Annotated in this window: 15 protein-coding genes and 2 pseudogenes; 13 read left to right on the top strand and 4 right to left on the bottom strand. The window is 61.6% G+C overall.

The window, feature by feature from the left end:
* Positions 1 to 41: 41 nt before the first annotated feature.
* The 8 genes from N0Q91_RS10355 (at position 42) to N0Q91_RS10320 (ending at position 7,130) form a co-directional block, all read left to right on the top strand.
* Positions 42 to 821, top strand: coding sequence for an alpha/beta fold hydrolase (locus N0Q91_RS10355; protein ID WP_015241159.1), 780 nt, complete (start codon positions 42 to 44; stop codon positions 819 to 821).
* A gap of 194 nt (positions 822 to 1,015) precedes the next feature.
* Positions 1,016 to 1,843, top strand: coding sequence for a serine O-acetyltransferase (cysE, locus tag N0Q91_RS10350; protein WP_275598021.1), 828 nt, complete (start codon positions 1,016 to 1,018; stop codon positions 1,841 to 1,843).
* A gap of 180 nt (positions 1,844 to 2,023) precedes the next feature.
* Positions 2,024 to 2,227, top strand: a complete 204-nt coding sequence (locus tag N0Q91_RS10345) for a DUF3126 family protein (RefSeq protein WP_003535016.1) — start codon at positions 2,024 to 2,026, stop codon at positions 2,225 to 2,227.
* Positions 2,228 to 2,468: 241 nt separating this feature from the next.
* Positions 2,469 to 2,822 carry a phasin PhaP2 gene (gene phaP2, locus N0Q91_RS10340; RefSeq protein ID WP_100673917.1) on the top strand — a complete coding sequence of 118 codons (354 nt, stop codon included), beginning with the start codon at positions 2,469 to 2,471 and terminating at the stop codon, positions 2,820 to 2,822.
* A gap of 271 nt (positions 2,823 to 3,093) precedes the next feature.
* On the top strand, positions 3,094 to 3,447 hold the full coding sequence (gene clpS / locus N0Q91_RS10335) for an ATP-dependent Clp protease adapter ClpS (protein WP_003535011.1): 354 nt from the start codon (positions 3,094 to 3,096) through the stop codon (positions 3,445 to 3,447).
* Between the two features lie 9 nt (positions 3,448 to 3,456).
* On the top strand, positions 3,457 to 5,970 hold the full coding sequence (gene clpA / locus N0Q91_RS10330; protein WP_018097773.1) for an ATP-dependent Clp protease ATP-binding subunit ClpA: 2,514 nt from the start codon (positions 3,457 to 3,459) through the stop codon (positions 5,968 to 5,970).
* 72 nt (positions 5,971 to 6,042) lie between these two features.
* On the top strand, positions 6,043 to 6,789 hold the full coding sequence (locus tag N0Q91_RS10325) for an AzlC family ABC transporter permease (RefSeq protein WP_100673916.1): 747 nt from the start codon (positions 6,043 to 6,045) through the stop codon (positions 6,787 to 6,789).
* A gap of 5 nt (positions 6,790 to 6,794) precedes the next feature.
* Complete coding sequence (locus N0Q91_RS10320) at positions 6,795 to 7,130, top strand: AzlD domain-containing protein (protein WP_080636661.1); 336 nt, start codon at positions 6,795 to 6,797, stop codon at positions 7,128 to 7,130.
* A 62-nt stretch (positions 7,131 to 7,192) separates the two neighbouring features.
* On the opposite strand, the gene N0Q91_RS10315 is transcribed toward N0Q91_RS10320, so the two are convergent.
* Genes N0Q91_RS10315 through N0Q91_RS10300 form a run of 4 tightly spaced genes read right to left on the bottom strand, consistent with a single transcriptional unit; the run spans position 7,193 to position 10,043 of the window.
* On the bottom strand, positions 7,193 to 7,612 hold the full coding sequence (locus N0Q91_RS10315) for an HIT family protein (protein ID WP_275598020.1): 420 nt from the start codon (positions 7,610 to 7,612) through the stop codon (positions 7,193 to 7,195).
* Between the two features lie 35 nt (positions 7,613 to 7,647).
* Complete coding sequence (locus N0Q91_RS10310; RefSeq protein ID WP_275598019.1) at positions 7,648 to 8,835, bottom strand: GNAT family N-acetyltransferase; 1,188 nt, start codon at positions 8,833 to 8,835, stop codon at positions 7,648 to 7,650.
* Positions 8,836 to 8,839: 4 nt separating this feature from the next.
* Complete coding sequence (locus tag N0Q91_RS10305) at positions 8,840 to 9,565, bottom strand: glycerophosphodiester phosphodiesterase (protein WP_275598018.1); 726 nt, start codon at positions 9,563 to 9,565, stop codon at positions 8,840 to 8,842.
* A 13-nt stretch (positions 9,566 to 9,578) separates the two neighbouring features.
* A complete protein-coding gene (locus N0Q91_RS10300) occupies positions 9,579 to 10,043 on the bottom strand; it encodes a RidA family protein (protein ID WP_275598017.1) in 465 nt (154 codons plus the stop codon).
* Between the two features lie 141 nt (positions 10,044 to 10,184).
* On the opposite strand from N0Q91_RS10300, the pseudogene N0Q91_RS10295 reads away from it, so the two are divergent.
* From N0Q91_RS10295 to N0Q91_RS10275, 5 genes and pseudogenes are all read left to right on the top strand, one after another.
* A pseudogene (locus N0Q91_RS10295) lies at positions 10,185 to 11,002 on the top strand (EipB family protein).
* A 102-nt stretch (positions 11,003 to 11,104) separates the two neighbouring features.
* Positions 11,105 to 12,219, top strand: a pseudogene (locus N0Q91_RS10290) (ROK family transcriptional regulator).
* A gap of 56 nt (positions 12,220 to 12,275) precedes the next feature.
* Positions 12,276 to 13,019, top strand: coding sequence for an ABC transporter permease (locus N0Q91_RS10285; RefSeq protein WP_275598118.1), 744 nt, complete (start codon positions 12,276 to 12,278; stop codon positions 13,017 to 13,019).
* Positions 13,016 to 13,843 carry an ABC transporter ATP-binding protein gene (locus tag N0Q91_RS10280; protein WP_127710809.1) on the top strand — a complete coding sequence of 276 codons (828 nt, stop codon included), beginning with the start codon at positions 13,016 to 13,018 and terminating at the stop codon, positions 13,841 to 13,843. Before N0Q91_RS10285 ends, N0Q91_RS10280 begins: the two co-directional genes overlap by 4 nt.
* A 44-nt stretch (positions 13,844 to 13,887) precedes the next feature.
* Positions 13,888 to 14,826, top strand: a complete 939-nt coding sequence (locus N0Q91_RS10275; RefSeq protein WP_164866969.1) for an aliphatic sulfonate ABC transporter substrate-binding protein — start codon at positions 13,888 to 13,890, stop codon at positions 14,824 to 14,826.
* Positions 14,827 to 14,845: the final 19 nt, after the last annotated feature.

Raw genomic sequence — 14,845 nt, 5'->3', positions numbered from 1 at the left:
AACTAACGTCCGCGCCGACAGGACAATACCAGGAAAACCAGATGGACTTGAACCCTCCGCCATTTTCCCGCTTCACGCATGACGGACTGGAAATCGCCTATTTCGACGAAGGTGACCCCTCGGGCGACCCGATCCTGCTCATTCACGGCTTTGCATCGAGCGCCAATGTCAACTGGGTGTTTCCCGGATGGCTGAAGACGCTCGGCGACGCCGGATACCGCGTCATCGCGCTCGACAATCGCGGGCACGGGCAAAGCAGCAAACCCCATGATCCCTCGCTCTATCACCCGCCGCAGATGGCGGGGGATGCGGCGGCACTTCTGGTGCATCTCGGCATCGGCGAGGCGCATGTCATGGGTTATTCGATGGGCGCGCGGATCTCGGCATTCCTGGCTTTGCAGCACCCGGATCGCGTCCGTTCGCTGGTATTCGGCGGTCTCGGGATAGGCATGATCACGGGGGTGGGGGAGTGGGATCCGATCGCCGACGCGCTGCTTGCACCTTCTTTGGAGGACGTTACGCACGAGCGGGGCCGGACGTTCCGCGCCTTCGCAGACCAGACGAAAAGCGATCGTCAGGCGCTTGCCGCATGCATATCGACATCGCGCGACCTGCTTACCGCCGACGAGGTGGGCCGCATAGACGTGCCGGTGCTGATCGGTGTCGGGACAAAGGATGACATCGCCGGGTCGGCTGAGGAGCTTGCCGCGCTGATGCAGCATGCCGTGGCACTCGACATTCCCGGGCGCGACCACATGCTGGCGGTCGGCGACCGTGTGTTCAAGAAGGCGGTCCTGGAGTTTCTTGCCGGAGTTGGGTGAGGCCGATCCAGGCGGAAAACCCTGCGCACTTTTCCTCGAGCTGCTCTCGGCCGTGCGACCAACGAGAGGTGAAATCCGGCCAGGCCATTTATGTCGGCGGGGAATTGGCCTATATATGCCCGAACACGACCCCATCTTAAGACGGCAGGCCAAAGACGACCCCGCCGAGGGAACGCCCAGGAAGGAGAGCGACCATGGTCGCCAAGACAGAACTTCGTCATACGGAATCGCTCGAAACGATCGATCCGATCTGGGATAGCCTGCGTGAGGAGGCGCGGCTGGCGGCCGAGCGCGACCCGATGCTGGCGGCCTTTCTCTATTCGACGGTGGTCAATCAGCATTCCCTGGAAGATTGCGTTATCTACCGGATTTGCGAGAGGCTGGATCATCCCGACCTCCAGGCGAGCCTCCTGCACCAGACCTTTGCCGAGATGCTCGAGGACTGGCCCGAATGGGGCGCCGTCCTGCGCGTGGATATCCAGGCGGTCTACGATCGCGATCCCGCCTGCACGCGCTTCATGGAGCCGGTGCTTTATTTCAAGGGCTTCCATGCCATACAGACGCACCGTCTGGCTCACTGGCTGTGGAGCCGCGGCCGGAGAGACTTTGCGCTCTATCTCCAGAGCCGCTCCTCCAGCGTTTTCCAGACCGACATCAATCCGGCCGCCCGCATCGGGCGCGGTATCTTCCTCGATCATGCAACGGGGCTCGTTGTCGGCGAAACCGCGGTCATCGGCGATAACGTATCTATCTTGCATGGCGTGACGCTTGGCGGCACCGGCAAGGAAGGCAGCGACCGTCATCCGAAGATCGGCAACGGCGTGCTGATCGGCGCCGGCGCAAAGATTCTCGGCAATATCCACATCGGCCACTGCTCACGCGTGGCCGCCGGTTCCGTCGTGCTGAAGGCGGTCCCTCCCAAATCGACGGTTGCCGGTGTGCCGGCGAAGGTCGTCGGCGAGGCCGGCTGTTCCGAGCCGTCGCGTCAGATGGACCAGATCCTGGCGTCGTTCGATATCTGATCAAGGCGCCCGAAGCCCGGCTGTGCCGGGGCATCGACGCTGCGAAAAATCAGTGCACTAATTCAAGGCGTTGCGAGCATTTCTTCGCCTCCCGGCGAACGCTTGGCGCTCTGATGGGTTTACACTGGGCAATGGCCCGTGCAACAAGCGCGGCAAATCAATCGGCTACGGAGAATAGTTTTGAAGCCCGAAGAAATCCGCAAGCTTGAGGCCTATCTTAAGCGCACGTTCAACCAGTCCATGGTCGTCAAGGCTCGCCCGAAGAAGGACGAATCCGCTGAAGTCTATCTCGGCGACGAATTTCTCGGTGTCGTCTTCCGTGACGAAGAGGACGGCGAGCTCTCCTATAATTTCTCGATGGCGATCCTCGACATCGACCTCTGAGAGCAACACGAATCCACCTGGATCCGTGGTAATCGCGCGTTGCAAGACCCGGTACTGAGCAATCAGGCCGGGTTTCCTGTTGTTAAATCATACTTTTCGGAGAAATTTGACTGGAGGCGTCCGTCTTCATCAAGTCGTTGCAAGAACTGTATTTTATTGCAACGCACACTGAACTTGACTTTTTGTGCAGTGCACCTAGACTGGCCGCGTTCCTAGCCGAGCCGTTACAAGGAGACGCCCGATGTTTAACTTCGACGATGCGAACAGGAAGAGCAAGGAAGCGCTCGACGTGGCCGTGAAGAGCTACTCAGCCATGACCAAAGGTTTCCAGGCTATTGCGACCGAAGCGGCCGACTATTCGAAAAAATCCTTCGAGGATGGCGTTGCTCATGTCGAAAAGCTTACCAGTGCCAAAAGCCTCGAAGCAGCGTTCGAGCTTCAGACGAATTATCTGAAGGCAAGCTACGAAGGCTTTTTCGCCGAGGCGACGAAGATCGGTGAGATGTATGCCGACCTCGCCAAGGACGCCTACAAGCCCTATGAGGCGCCGGTTGCCAAGGCAGGCACTGCGGTCAAAACGGCCGCCGCCGCCTGACCATCAGCTTCATCGCTATTGCAGACCAGGCCGGTCGCGGATGCCGCGGCCGGCCTTCGTCGGTTCGTAATCTGCGCGTCTTCAAGACCGCCGACGGGCCTGAAGGCAGCAGGTGCCGGCGAAGAAATTTGATCAATCTTGTGTTTCGCCGTGCGAATATGTTTGCAGTGCGTGGGTTCGGTCTTAAAATCCAAGAACGAACCATTAGATAAAGGCAAGCATGTCGTGGCCGAATGCAAATGGATCCGCGGCTGTAAAGGAATGAACAAGAATGATCGCCATGCCGGTCCGGATGCAGCAGGGAAGCGAAGGAGACGGAGGCGGCCCCAGTCGTGGCACGTCCGTTATCACCCGCACCAAGCCGAAGACCAAGAAGCCGAGTTTGTACCGCGTTCTGCTTTTGAATGACGATTACACACCGATGGAATTCGTCATTCACATCCTCGAGCGCTTCTTTCAGAAGAACCGCGAAGAAGCGACCGTCATAATGCTACATGTCCACAACCACGGCGTTGGAGAATGCGGCGTCTTCACCTACGAGGTCGCCGAAACCAAGGTGACGCAGGTGATGGATTTCGCCAGGCAGCATCAACATCCGTTGCAATGCGTCATGGAAAAGAAATGAGGAACTAACGTGCCAACATTTTCGCCCAGCCTCGAAAAGGCGCTGCATCAGGCACTGACTTTTGCCAACGAGCGCCATCACGAATATGCGACGCTCGAGCACCTGCTGCTGGCATTGATCGATGATGCCGATGCGGCGGCTGTGATGGGCGCGTGCAATGTCAATCTCGACACGCTTCGCAAGACGGTGACCGATTACGTCGACAACGAATTGTCGAACCTCGTCACCGGTTACGACGAGGACTCCAAGCCGACGGCGGGCTTCCAGCGCGTGATCCAGCGAGCCGTCATCCATGTGCAGTCCTCGGGCCGCGAAGAGGTGACGGGCGCCAACGTGCTCGTGGCGATCTTCGCCGAGCGCGAGAGCCATGCTGCCTATTTCCTGCAGGAGCAGGAGATGACGCGGTATGACGCAGTCAATTTCATTTCGCACGGTATAGGCAAGCGGCCGGGAAGCTCCGAGGCGCGGCCGGTGCGCGGGGCGGAAGACCAGGACTCCGAACAGAAGGCTTCGCGCGAGAGCGAGGAGGCGGGCCCGAAGAAGCAGCAGGATGCGCTCACGGCCTATTGCGTGAACCTCAACGAAAAGGCCAAGTCCGGCAAGATCGATCCGTTGATCGGGCGTCACGCCGAAGTCAACCGGACCATTCAGGTGCTTTGCCGCAGGTCCAAGAACAACCCGCTTTACGTGGGCGATCCTGGCGTGGGCAAGACGGCGATCGCCGAGGGCCTTGCCAAGCGCATCGTCGAGAAGAAGGTGCCCGAGGCGTTGCAGGACGCCACGATCTTCGCGCTCGACATGGGAACCCTGCTGGCCGGCACGCGCTATCGCGGCGACTTCGAGGAGCGCCTGAAGCAGGTGGTCAAGGAACTCGAAGATTACCCCGGTGCGGTGCTGTTCATCGACGAGATCCACACGGTCATCGGTGCCGGCGCCACGTCGGGCGGCGCCATGGACGCGTCGAACCTCCTGAAGCCCGCGCTTTCTTCCGGCGCGATCCGCTGCATCGGCTCGACCACCTATAAGGAGTACCGCCAGTTCTTCGAAAAGGACCGGGCTCTCGTTCGCCGCTTCCAGAAGATCGACGTCAACGAACCGACGATCGCGGACACGATCGAGATCATGAAGGGCCTCAAGCCTTATTTCGAGGACTACCACCAGCTGAAATACACCAACGATGCCATCAAGGCGGCGGTGGAGCTTTCGGCACGCTACATCAACGACCGGAAGCTGCCGGACAAGGCGATCGACGTCATCGACGAGTCCGGTGCCGCGCAGATGCTTTTGCCCGTCAGCAAACGCCGCAAGCTGATCACCGAAAGGGAGATCGAAGCGACCGTCGCAACGATGGCTCGCATCCCGCCCAAGACCGTGTCCAAGGACGACGAGGCGGTGCTCGCCAATCTCGAGCAGGAACTGCGTTCCGTCGTTTATGGCCAGGATCTGGCGATCGAGGCGCTCGCCTCGTCGATCAAGCTGGCGCGCGCAGGCCTTCGCGAGCCCAACAAGCCGATCGGCTGCTACGTCTTCTCCGGCCCGACCGGCGTCGGCAAGACGGAAGTGGCGAAGCAACTTGCCACCTCGCTCGGCGTCGAGCTGCTGCGCTTCGACATGTCGGAATATATGGAACGCCACACGGTCTCGCGACTGATCGGCGCGCCTCCCGGCTATGTCGGCTTCGATCAGGGCGGACTCCTGACCGACGGCGTCGACCAGCATCCGCATTGCGTGCTGCTGCTCGACGAAATCGAAAAGGCGCATCCGGATCTCTTCAACATCCTCCTGCAGGTCATGGACCACGGTTCGCTGACCGACCATAACGGCAAGAAGATCGATTTCCGGAACGTCATCCTGATCATGACGACCAATGCCGGCGCGTCCGACATGGCTCGGGCGGCGATCGGCTTCGGTTCCTCCAAGCGGACGGGTGAGGACGTGGAGGCGCTGAATCGCCTCTTCACGCCGGAGTTCCGCAACCGTCTGGACTCCGTCATTCCGTTCAACTCGCTGCCGACCCCGGTCATCCACAAGGTCGTGCAGAAGTTCGTCATGCAGCTCGAAACGCAGCTTGCGGAGCGCAATGTCACCTTCGACCTTGCGCCTGATGCGATCGCCTGGCTCGCGGAGAGGGGCTATGACGAGAAGATGGGTGCACGGCCGCTGGCACGCGTCATCCAGGAAAATATCAAGAAGCCGCTCGCGGACGAGATCCTCTTCGGCAAGCTGAAGAAGGGCGGTGTCGTCAAGGTGACGATCGGGGCAAAGGAAGACGGCACGAAGGGGCTCATGCTCGAAGCCGTGCCGGAAACGGCTCCGATCAAGCCCAAGGCCGAGGTCTCGCGTCCCGCCGGCAAGGGCGCGAAACCCAAGAAGGCTGCCGAAAAGGAAAGCGTAGCCGCATCCGAAGAGGGCGCGAAAGCCAAGTCGAAGAAGACGGCGGCCAAGTCCTCGAACAAGAGCGGCGGTTCCGGCGCGGCTCCCCTCAGGGGGCGGACGGTTCCGAAGGTGCCGCGCAAGAAATAACGCGATCGCGACTGGACGTGACAGTGCCGGGTGAGTTACCCGGCACTTTCTTGTGAGCGTGGAGCATAGCGGGTGGATTCCACTAATCGTATCGAAGAGGAGCGATCGCCTCTGGGCTGGTTTCTGGCGGGTGCGCGTGGGATATTCAGCCTTCCGGCCATAATCCTCATGCTTTCCTTCGTGGGCTTCTGCTCGCTGACGGTTCAGGCGGGGATCCCACCGGCGCAAGTCGTGTTCATGACCGGCATCGTCTGGGCCCTGCCGGCAAAGGTCATTCTCGTAAGTTCGATCCTCAGCGGCGCCAGTCTTGCGACGGCGTTCCTGGCGGTCACGCTTTCGTCGGTTCGCTTGATGCCGATGGTCGCCGCACTCGTTCCCGAACTCCGTACGCCGAAGACGCCGACATGGCTGCTTCTCTTGCTTTCGCATTTCATCGCCATCACCGCCTGGGTCTTCGCGATGGAGCGCGTGCATGCGGTTCCGCGCCGGCACCGCGCGACCTTCTTCGCCGGCTTCGGCATCACGCTGGTCGCGACGAACATGGCGCTGGTCGGGATCGTTTATCGCCTTGTCGCCGATTTCCCGCCCATCGTCGCCGGATGCCTCTTCTTTTTGACGCCGGTCTATTTCCTCGCCTCGATCTGGAATTCGGCCCGTCATCCGGTTGTCTATGCCGCGCTCGCGATCGGTCTCGCCGCAGGGCCGGTCTGCTACTGGATCGCACCGGAGTTCGACATTCTGCTCGCCGGCCTCGGCGGAGGAACACTCGCCTGGCTTGGCGAGCGCTTCTGGCGCACGCGAAAGGAAACGAGCGCGTGAGCTGGATGGACGGATGGTGGGCCTACGCATTCATTGCGATCGCCGGCTGGCTTGCGACCGACATCTGGCGGTGGCTCGGAGTGCTCGCCGGAAATCGGCTGCGCGACGATTCGGAGGCGCTGAACTGGGTGAGGGCGGTGGCGACGGCGCTGGTGGCGGCCGTCATTGCAAAACTCGTACTTTACCCGACCGGCGTCTTGGCCCAATCGCCTCTGTGGCTTCGGCTCGGCTCCGTCGTCCTCGGCGCGATCGCGTTTTTCCTCGCCCGCCAGAAACCCGTCGCCGGGATCGGAACGGCGATCGCTGCCCTGGCCGCAGGCCTCTGGTGGCTGGGCTTCTGATGAGTTAAAGCGGAATAACAGAAAAATTCCGTAAGCAGTTGAATCAAAGGTTACCTGGTAGCCTAAAGCGCTCGGCGGATCTTCTCCGCGTTTGCGGCCAGGACCTCTCCGTCTTCCACCTTGCCGGAATGCGGCTTCAGCGGAATGCCCTCCCGCCGGGGGATCACGTGGAAGTGCAAATGGAAGACGGATTGACCGGCCGGCGCCTCGTTGAACTGCATGATGGTGACGCCGTCCGCCGCGAAAGCGGCCTTCGCGGCCAGGGCAATCTTCTGAACGGTCGCGATCAGGCTGGCGAGGGTGGCTGGATCCGCATCGAGAAAGTTGCGGGACGGCGCCTTAGGCAACACCAGGACATGGCCTTCGGCCTGAGGCATCACGTCCATGAAGGCGACGGTGGCCTCATCCTCATAGACGCGATGCGAGGGGATCTCGCCGCGCAATATCTTGGCGAAGATATTGTTGGTGTCGTATGCGCTCATGTCGTTTCCTCTTCCTGGCAGGCATTCGCGGCGTCTCAGTCGTCCTGGCGTCCACCTTTGCGGAAAGGGCCGTGTTCCGCAAGAAACTCGCCGGTTTCTTCCACATCCCGGCGCTCCCGTTCCAGATAATCGGCTACGGCGCGCGCAAGCCCCGGATGGCTGATGAAATGTGCGGAATGAGTCGTCACCGGCATATAGCCCCGTGCAAGCTTGTGCTCGCCTTGCGCGCCGGCTTCGACGCGCTTCAATCCCTTCGCGATCGCGTAGTCGATCGCCTGATGGTAACAGACTTCGAAATGCAGGAAGGGGTGATCCTCGATGCAGCCCCAGTGCCGGCCATATAGCGCATCGCCGCCGATGAAATTGATCGCTCCGGCGATATAGCGCCCGCCGCGCTTGGCCATGACCAGCAAGATGTCGTCGGCCATGCGCTCTCCGATCAGTGAGTAGAAGGCGCGGGTCAGATAGGGACGCCCCCATTTGCGTCCGCCGGTATCCATGTAGAAGGCAAAGAACTGGTCCCAGATAGCTTCGGTCAGATCGCTGCCGGTCAGCCAGTCGATGGTGATGCCGTTTTCCACCGCCGATCGGCGTTCTTTCTTGAGTGCCTTGCGCTTTCGCGAGGTGAGCGTGGCGAGAAAGTCGTCATGCGATCCATAGCCTTCATTCATGAAGTGGAACTGCTGATCCATCCGATGCAGGAAGCCCGCCTGCTCCAGGATCGGCATTTCGTCCGTCGGGACGAAGGTTACATGGGCCGAGGAGAGGCGGTGGCGGCGCGTGAGCTCCTTGAGGCCGGCAGCGAGTGCGTCGCGCACGGTTCGTGGATCGCTTCCCCCGGCTACCAGCAGCCTTGGCCCCGTCGCCGGCGTGAAGGGCACGGAACATTGCAGCTTCGGATAATAGCGGCCGCCGGCTCGCTCGAAGGCATCCGCCCAGCCATGGTCGAAAACATATTCCCCCTGGCTGTGGCTCTTGACGTAGCAGGCGAGAGCCCCCCGCAGGAAACCGTCCGCGTCCTCCATCAGGAGATGCTGCCCGAGCCAGCCAGTCTCCGCCGTAGCCGAGCCCGATTCCTCCAGTGCCGAGAGATAGGCATGCGAGACGAAGGGATTGTAGGCCGTGCCGGCATGCCCTTTGGAAGCGCCGGCAAGCCCGCCCCAGCTCGCCGGCGATATCGACGTGAACGAAGGTTCTATGCGGATGGTGATCGCGTCTGTCATGCGCCTACGAAATCATGCTCTCCCGGGGATCGAAACCCTCGAAGGTCATCTGGTCGGCATTGGCGAATGTGTGCTCCTGAGCCTGTCTGTCGCGTACCGTCCAGGTGATGAGCGTTCGGCCGAGCGCGCGCTCCTTTTCCGTGAAGGCGTTGGGAAGATGGCCGTAATGGTAGGAGATGAAATCCAGTCCGAGATGCATCGCCTCCTCGTGCACGAAGAAGGTTTCCGGATTGACACCCTCGGCAGTGAGGCCGAGGGGGTAGGGCGCATCGAGTTCCTTCAGGTCCCTGAGCAGCCAATGGTCGAAGCTCATCAGCGCCACATGGCCCTCATAGCCTTCCAGCGTCTCGAGCACGGCCGCGCAAAAGCCTTCGTCGTCGCCCAGTCGCCCCTTGAGCTCGATGATCAGTGGGACACGGCCGGCAACGAGGCGCAGCATCTGCTTCAGGGTCGGCACCTTGTCGCCCGTGCCGCCGACGGACAGAAGCCCCAGCTCGGCGGACGTCTTCGCGCGCACGTCGCCCGCAATCCCGCAGAGCCGTTGCAGGTCGTGGTCGTGGAAAACGACGGGAACGCTGTCAGCCGCGAATTGAAGGTCGCACTCGATCGCGAAGCCGGATTCGACCGCGCGAGAGAAGGCGGAGAGCGTGTTTTCCCAAACCTCCCGATTCATGTCGTGGAAGCCGCGATGGGCGATCGGCTCGGCCTTGAGCCAGGAAAGATCCTTCATTGGAAGTCCCTGATCATGCGATTTCGATCACGGCGTCGATCTCGACAGCCGCGTTGAAGGGAAGGGAAGCCATGCCGACAGCGGCACGAGCGTGTTTGCCCGCTTCGCCGAGCGCATTGGCAAGCAGGTTCGAGGCGCCGTTGATCACCAGGTGCTGTTCGACGAAGTCCGGCGTGGAAGCGACGAAGCCGTTGATCTTGACGAGGCGGCGGATACGGCCGAGATCGCCGAGAGCCGCTTTGGCCTGGGCCAGGATGTTGATCGCGCAGAGTTCGGCGGCTCTTTGCCCGCCGGCGACATCGACATCCTTGCCGACATGGCCGGTTACGGCGACCTTGCCGTTTTCCATCGGCAACTGCCCGGAAATGTAGAGCATCGACCCCGAGACGACGTAAGGCACGTAGTTCGCGACCGGCGCAACTGCCTGCGGAAGGACGATGCCGAGTTCGGTGAGGCGGGTTTCGATCTCTGCGGACATGGAAGGCTCCGTTGTTGTCTTTTGTGCTAAAATCCGGCATGCAAAGCAGATCTTGACAGGCGTGGACCAGAACCGATCTGCCTTGTTTCTGCCGAATGCTTGTTTATCGCATTGGCGGCGAGTTCCAACAGGAGGAAACGGATGTTTCGTAAAGGCTTCGGTCTCGTCACTGTGGGAAGCGTCTGTGTCGTGGTCATGACGGCGGGCGCGGCACAGGCGACTGCTCTCGTTCCCCACCGCGCCGTCTACGATCTGGAATTGAAGGACGCCTCCGAGCGGTCCGGCATCTCCGGCATGTATGGCCGCATGGTCTATGAGTTCAACGGCTCCTCCTGCGAAGGCTATACCGTCAGCTTCCGCTTCGTCACCCAGGTCGATACGGGTGACGAGGTTCGCCTAACCGATCAGCAGACCACCACCTATGAGGACATGAAGAACGGCAATTTCCGTTTCCTCACCCGCTCCTTTACCGATGAGAAGCTGGACAAGGAGGTGCGCGGAAGCGCGCATGACGATAAGTCCGGCGTCAAGGTCGAGCTGACCGCCCCCGACAAGCGCCAGGTGGCGCTTGCGGCCAGCCGGTTTCCGACAGAACACATGCTCGAAGTGATCGAACGTGCGAAAAAGGAGAGACCTTTTTCGAGGCGCGTATTTTCGATGGTTCCGATTCGGGCGACAAGACGCTGATTACCTCGACCTTCGTGGGCAAGCCGCGCAAGCCCGCTCCTGACGATGCGGATGTCGGCAAGGCCGGAAAGCTTGCGGGCGAGAACTACTGGCCGGTGACGATCACCTATTTCAACGACGAAGCCAACGGCGACGCGCTGCCCGTCTACCGCATGGCGTTCAAGCTCTACGAGAACGGCGTGACGCGGGATCTCACCATGGACTACGGTGACTTCGTCCTGAGCGGAAAACTCGCAAAGCTCGAGGTCTTCAATAGCGAAGAGTGCAAATAGACGACCGCAGAAGCGCTTTTCGAAAGTGACCGCAACCTGCTCCTATTGACAGCGACCATTTATTTTCTAAAGTTGAGAAAATAAATGACCAAGGGGCGAAAAGTGGGTGTGCATCACGGCCAGGTCCTGCGCATCCTTCGCGACGAAGGGCCCCAATCGCGCGCCATCCTTGCGCGCCGCACCGGGCTGTCCGCGACGACCCTTACCCATGTGACGGCGCAGCTCCTCGCCGACGGCTCCGTCGCCGAGGTGGAGCCGGCGGCAAGCAGCGGGGTGGGGCGGCCGGGACTGGCGATCCGGCTCCTGCCGAACGCTCATCACGTTGCCGGCGTGCATATCGGTGCCGGGCTCGTCCAACTGACGGTCACGGATGTCCTGGGTTCGCCGAAAGCGGCCGCTTCGTTCGAATTCGCGCTGCCAGACACCTCGCCGGAGGCCGTGACCGCGCGGATCGCCGACGAAATAGAAAATCTGAAGCTTCTCGCGCGCACAGACCATCTGCTCGGCGTCGGAGTAGGAGTGCCGGGACCCGTCGATGCCGGCCAGCGCACCATCCTGGCTTCGATCAATACCGGCTGGCGCAACCTGCCGCTGGCAGGCATGCTGGAGCGACGCACGGGCCTGACGGTGGTGCTGGAGCATAACGTTACGGCAATGGCGGTCGCGGAGGCGCGCTTCGGTCTCGGCCGCGGGGTCCCGGCATTGCTTTACGTCTATCTGCGCTCCGGTCTCGGGGCAGGGCTGGTGGTCGACGGCGTACCGTTTCGGCCGGGCGGCCATGGTGCAGTCGAGCTCGGTCACATCCAGATCTCACAGGACGGGCCACGGTGCAGTTGCGGCAATCATGGCTGTCTCGAAAGCTATGTGAACGAACGCGTCCTGATGCGTGCATTGGGGTTGGAAGGCTCTGCTCCGGCCGATCTCCTGATGCAGGTGGAGAACACGGACGTCTGGGGTCCGACACTCGCTCGGCTGACCAACTCGCTCGCTATCGCAATCAGTCTGCTTACGCCCGATCTGATCGTCTTCGGCGGTCACCTCGCTGACGCGCCGGAGAGCCTGTTCGCGCATCTGCGAAAACATCTGCCGCCACGGGTCATGCCTCATATGCGCGATATCCTGCGGTTCGAACGAACCGCTTTTGGCTCGCAGCCGGGCGCGATCGGGGGGCGGCGGTCGCGCTCGACCACTTTTTCTATTCGGGAGCCCGGTATTGAGCACTCTGACGTCCAAAGACGAGGAAACGACAGGGAACGGGTTTTCGCCGGCGGAGCTGGCGCCCATCGTCCTGAACCTGATCGCCTTGGCCTTCGCCGTCACGGTATGGTGGGGCATAACGGCGGCGGGGCTGGTGATCCTGCCGGGACCGGCCGAGGTTTTCCGGCGTGCAGTGGAGCTGATCGCGAACGGCCAGTTGCCGCTGGACGTCGTCTCCAGTCTTCGCCGCGTGCTGGCAGGCTTCCTGCTCGGCGTGGCGGCAGCCATTCCCGTCGGTTTCCTGATGGGCTGGTACCGCGTCGCCCGCGCACTGATCGAGCCCTACATCCAGTTTTTCCGCATGATTCCGCCCCTGGCGGTCATACCGCTCGCGATCGTGACCATGGGCATCGACGAAGCGCCGAAGGTCTTCGTCATTTTCCTCGCCTCGTTCCTTTCCTGCGTCGTCGCCGCCTATCAGGGTGTCATCGGCGTCGACCGTACGTTGATCAGCGCTGCACGCGTGCTTGGGGCCAACGACGGCGTGCTGTTCTACCGCGTGATCGTCCCTGCCTCCATTCCCTTCATTCTGGTCGGCGTCCGGATCGGGCTCGGCTCGGCCTGGGCAACGGTCGTCGCGGCCGAGCTCATCGCAGCGCAATCGGGCCTCGGCTTCCGAATGCAGCAGGCGCAACTCTATTACGACCTTCCCACCATTTTCGTCAGCCTCGTCACGATAGGCATTCTAGGCCTGCTCATGGACCGCATCGTCCAGGCGGCGGAACGCCGTCTGACCCGCTGGCAGGAGCGCGCGCAATGACAGCTGTTCCGGACCCGGCCTCCGACCCGAAGATTTCATTTCAAAACGTCACCCGCCGTTTCGGCGAAGGCGAGAGCTCGGTCCTCGCGCTCGACAGGCTGAGCCTGGATATCGGCGAGGGTGAATTCGTCACGGTGGTCGGACCGTCCGGCTGCGGCAAGTCGACGGCCATGAATATCGCGGCCGGCCTGACGGAGGTGTCGGACGGACGTGTTCTGGTCGACGGTAAGCCGGTCGACGGGCCGGGGCCCGAACGCGGCGTGATCTTCCAGCAATATGCGCTGTTTCCGTGGCTGACGGTTCGCCAGAACGTCGAATTCGGCCTGCGCATCAAAAACATGCCGGCGGCCGAGCGCAGGCGCATCGCCGATCACTTCATCGATCTCGTCGGGCTGAAGGATTTCGCCGATGCCTTGCCCAAGACCTTGTCCGGCGGCATGAAGCAGCGCTGCGCAATCGCCCGCGCCTATGCGGTCAATCCGACGATCCTCCTCATGGACGAGCCCTTCGGCGCGCTCGACGCATTGACCCGCGTCAACATGCAGGACCAGCTGCTCGACACCTGGAGCCGCGAGCGACGGACGGTGATCTTCATCACCCATGATGTCGATGAGGCGGTCTATCTCGCCAATCGCGTCATCGTGATGGCCGCGCGGCCGGGCCGCCTGCACGAGATCATCCCCGTGGACCTGCCCTATCCGCGCAACGAAGAGATCCGGCTATCGCCTGAATTCGCGCAGGTCCGCAATCGGGTCTGGCACGCCGTCTACCATCAGAAACCCCAGGTCAGTTCGAGTTCATCACAAGGAGGAGGAATGCCGTGACTTTTACCCGACGCAGTTTCATCCGCGTTGCCGCTGCCGGTGCGCTGGCGGCCCCCATAGTGGGCGCCACCACGCGAGCCGCTTACGCAGAGGCAAAGCCCGTGCGGATCGGTTACATCGCCGACTATTTCGGCACGAGCCTGACGGCGATCGCCACCGACCAGAACCTGTGGGCAAAACACGGCCTGGAACCGGACCTGAAGATCTTCACCAATGGCCCTATCCAGATCCAGGCGTTGGGCGCGGGCAGTCTCGATTTCGGGTATGTCGGTCCGGGCGCCCTTTGGCTCCCGGCCACTGGCAAGGCCAAACTCGTGGCGATCAATGTGCTCGGACTGTCCGACCGCGTCATCGCGCAGAAGGGCATCAACTCCGTCGCGGACCTCAAGGGCAAGAAGGTCGGCGTTCCGGAAGGCACGTCGGGCGACATGCTGTTGCGTCTCGGCCTTGCCAAGGCTGGCATGACGATTTCCGACATAGAAGTGGTGAAGATGGACCCTTCGACGGTCGTTTCGGCTTTTGCATCGAAGCAGATCGACGGCGCCGGCATCTGGTATCCGCTGGTGGGCATCATCAAGAAGACCGTCCCGGATCTGGTCGAAGTCGCCAAGAGCGACGATTTCTATCCCGAGAACTCATTCCCTTCGGCTTTCGTCGCCCGCAATGAGGTGATAGCCGGCGACGTGGACGTGGTCAGGAAATTCATCGCCACGATGAAGGAGGCCAACGACTATCGCGTTGCCGACGTGCCGCGCTCGGTCGCGATCACCGCCAAGTTCCTCGGAGTGCCGGCCGAACCGCTTGAAGTCGAAAGCCGCAACGGCAAGTTCCTGACCACCGCCGAGCTCGTTGCAGCCAGCAGGGATGGGACGGTGGCCAACTGGCTGAAGGGTCTCAACGACCAGTTCGTCGCTTTCGGCAAGATGCAGAACCCGCTCGACCCGAAGGACTACTATCTCGCCGACCTCTACGCAGGCGACTGAACGCCAACCCGCCGGCGCG

It is taken from the genome of Sinorhizobium prairiense, from assembly GCF_029201645.2.
Classification (GTDB): domain Bacteria; phylum Pseudomonadota; class Alphaproteobacteria; order Rhizobiales; family Rhizobiaceae; genus Sinorhizobium; species Sinorhizobium meliloti_A.
The sequence above is the reverse complement of the archived record's forward strand: the minus strand, read 5'-3'. Positions and strand labels throughout refer to the sequence as shown.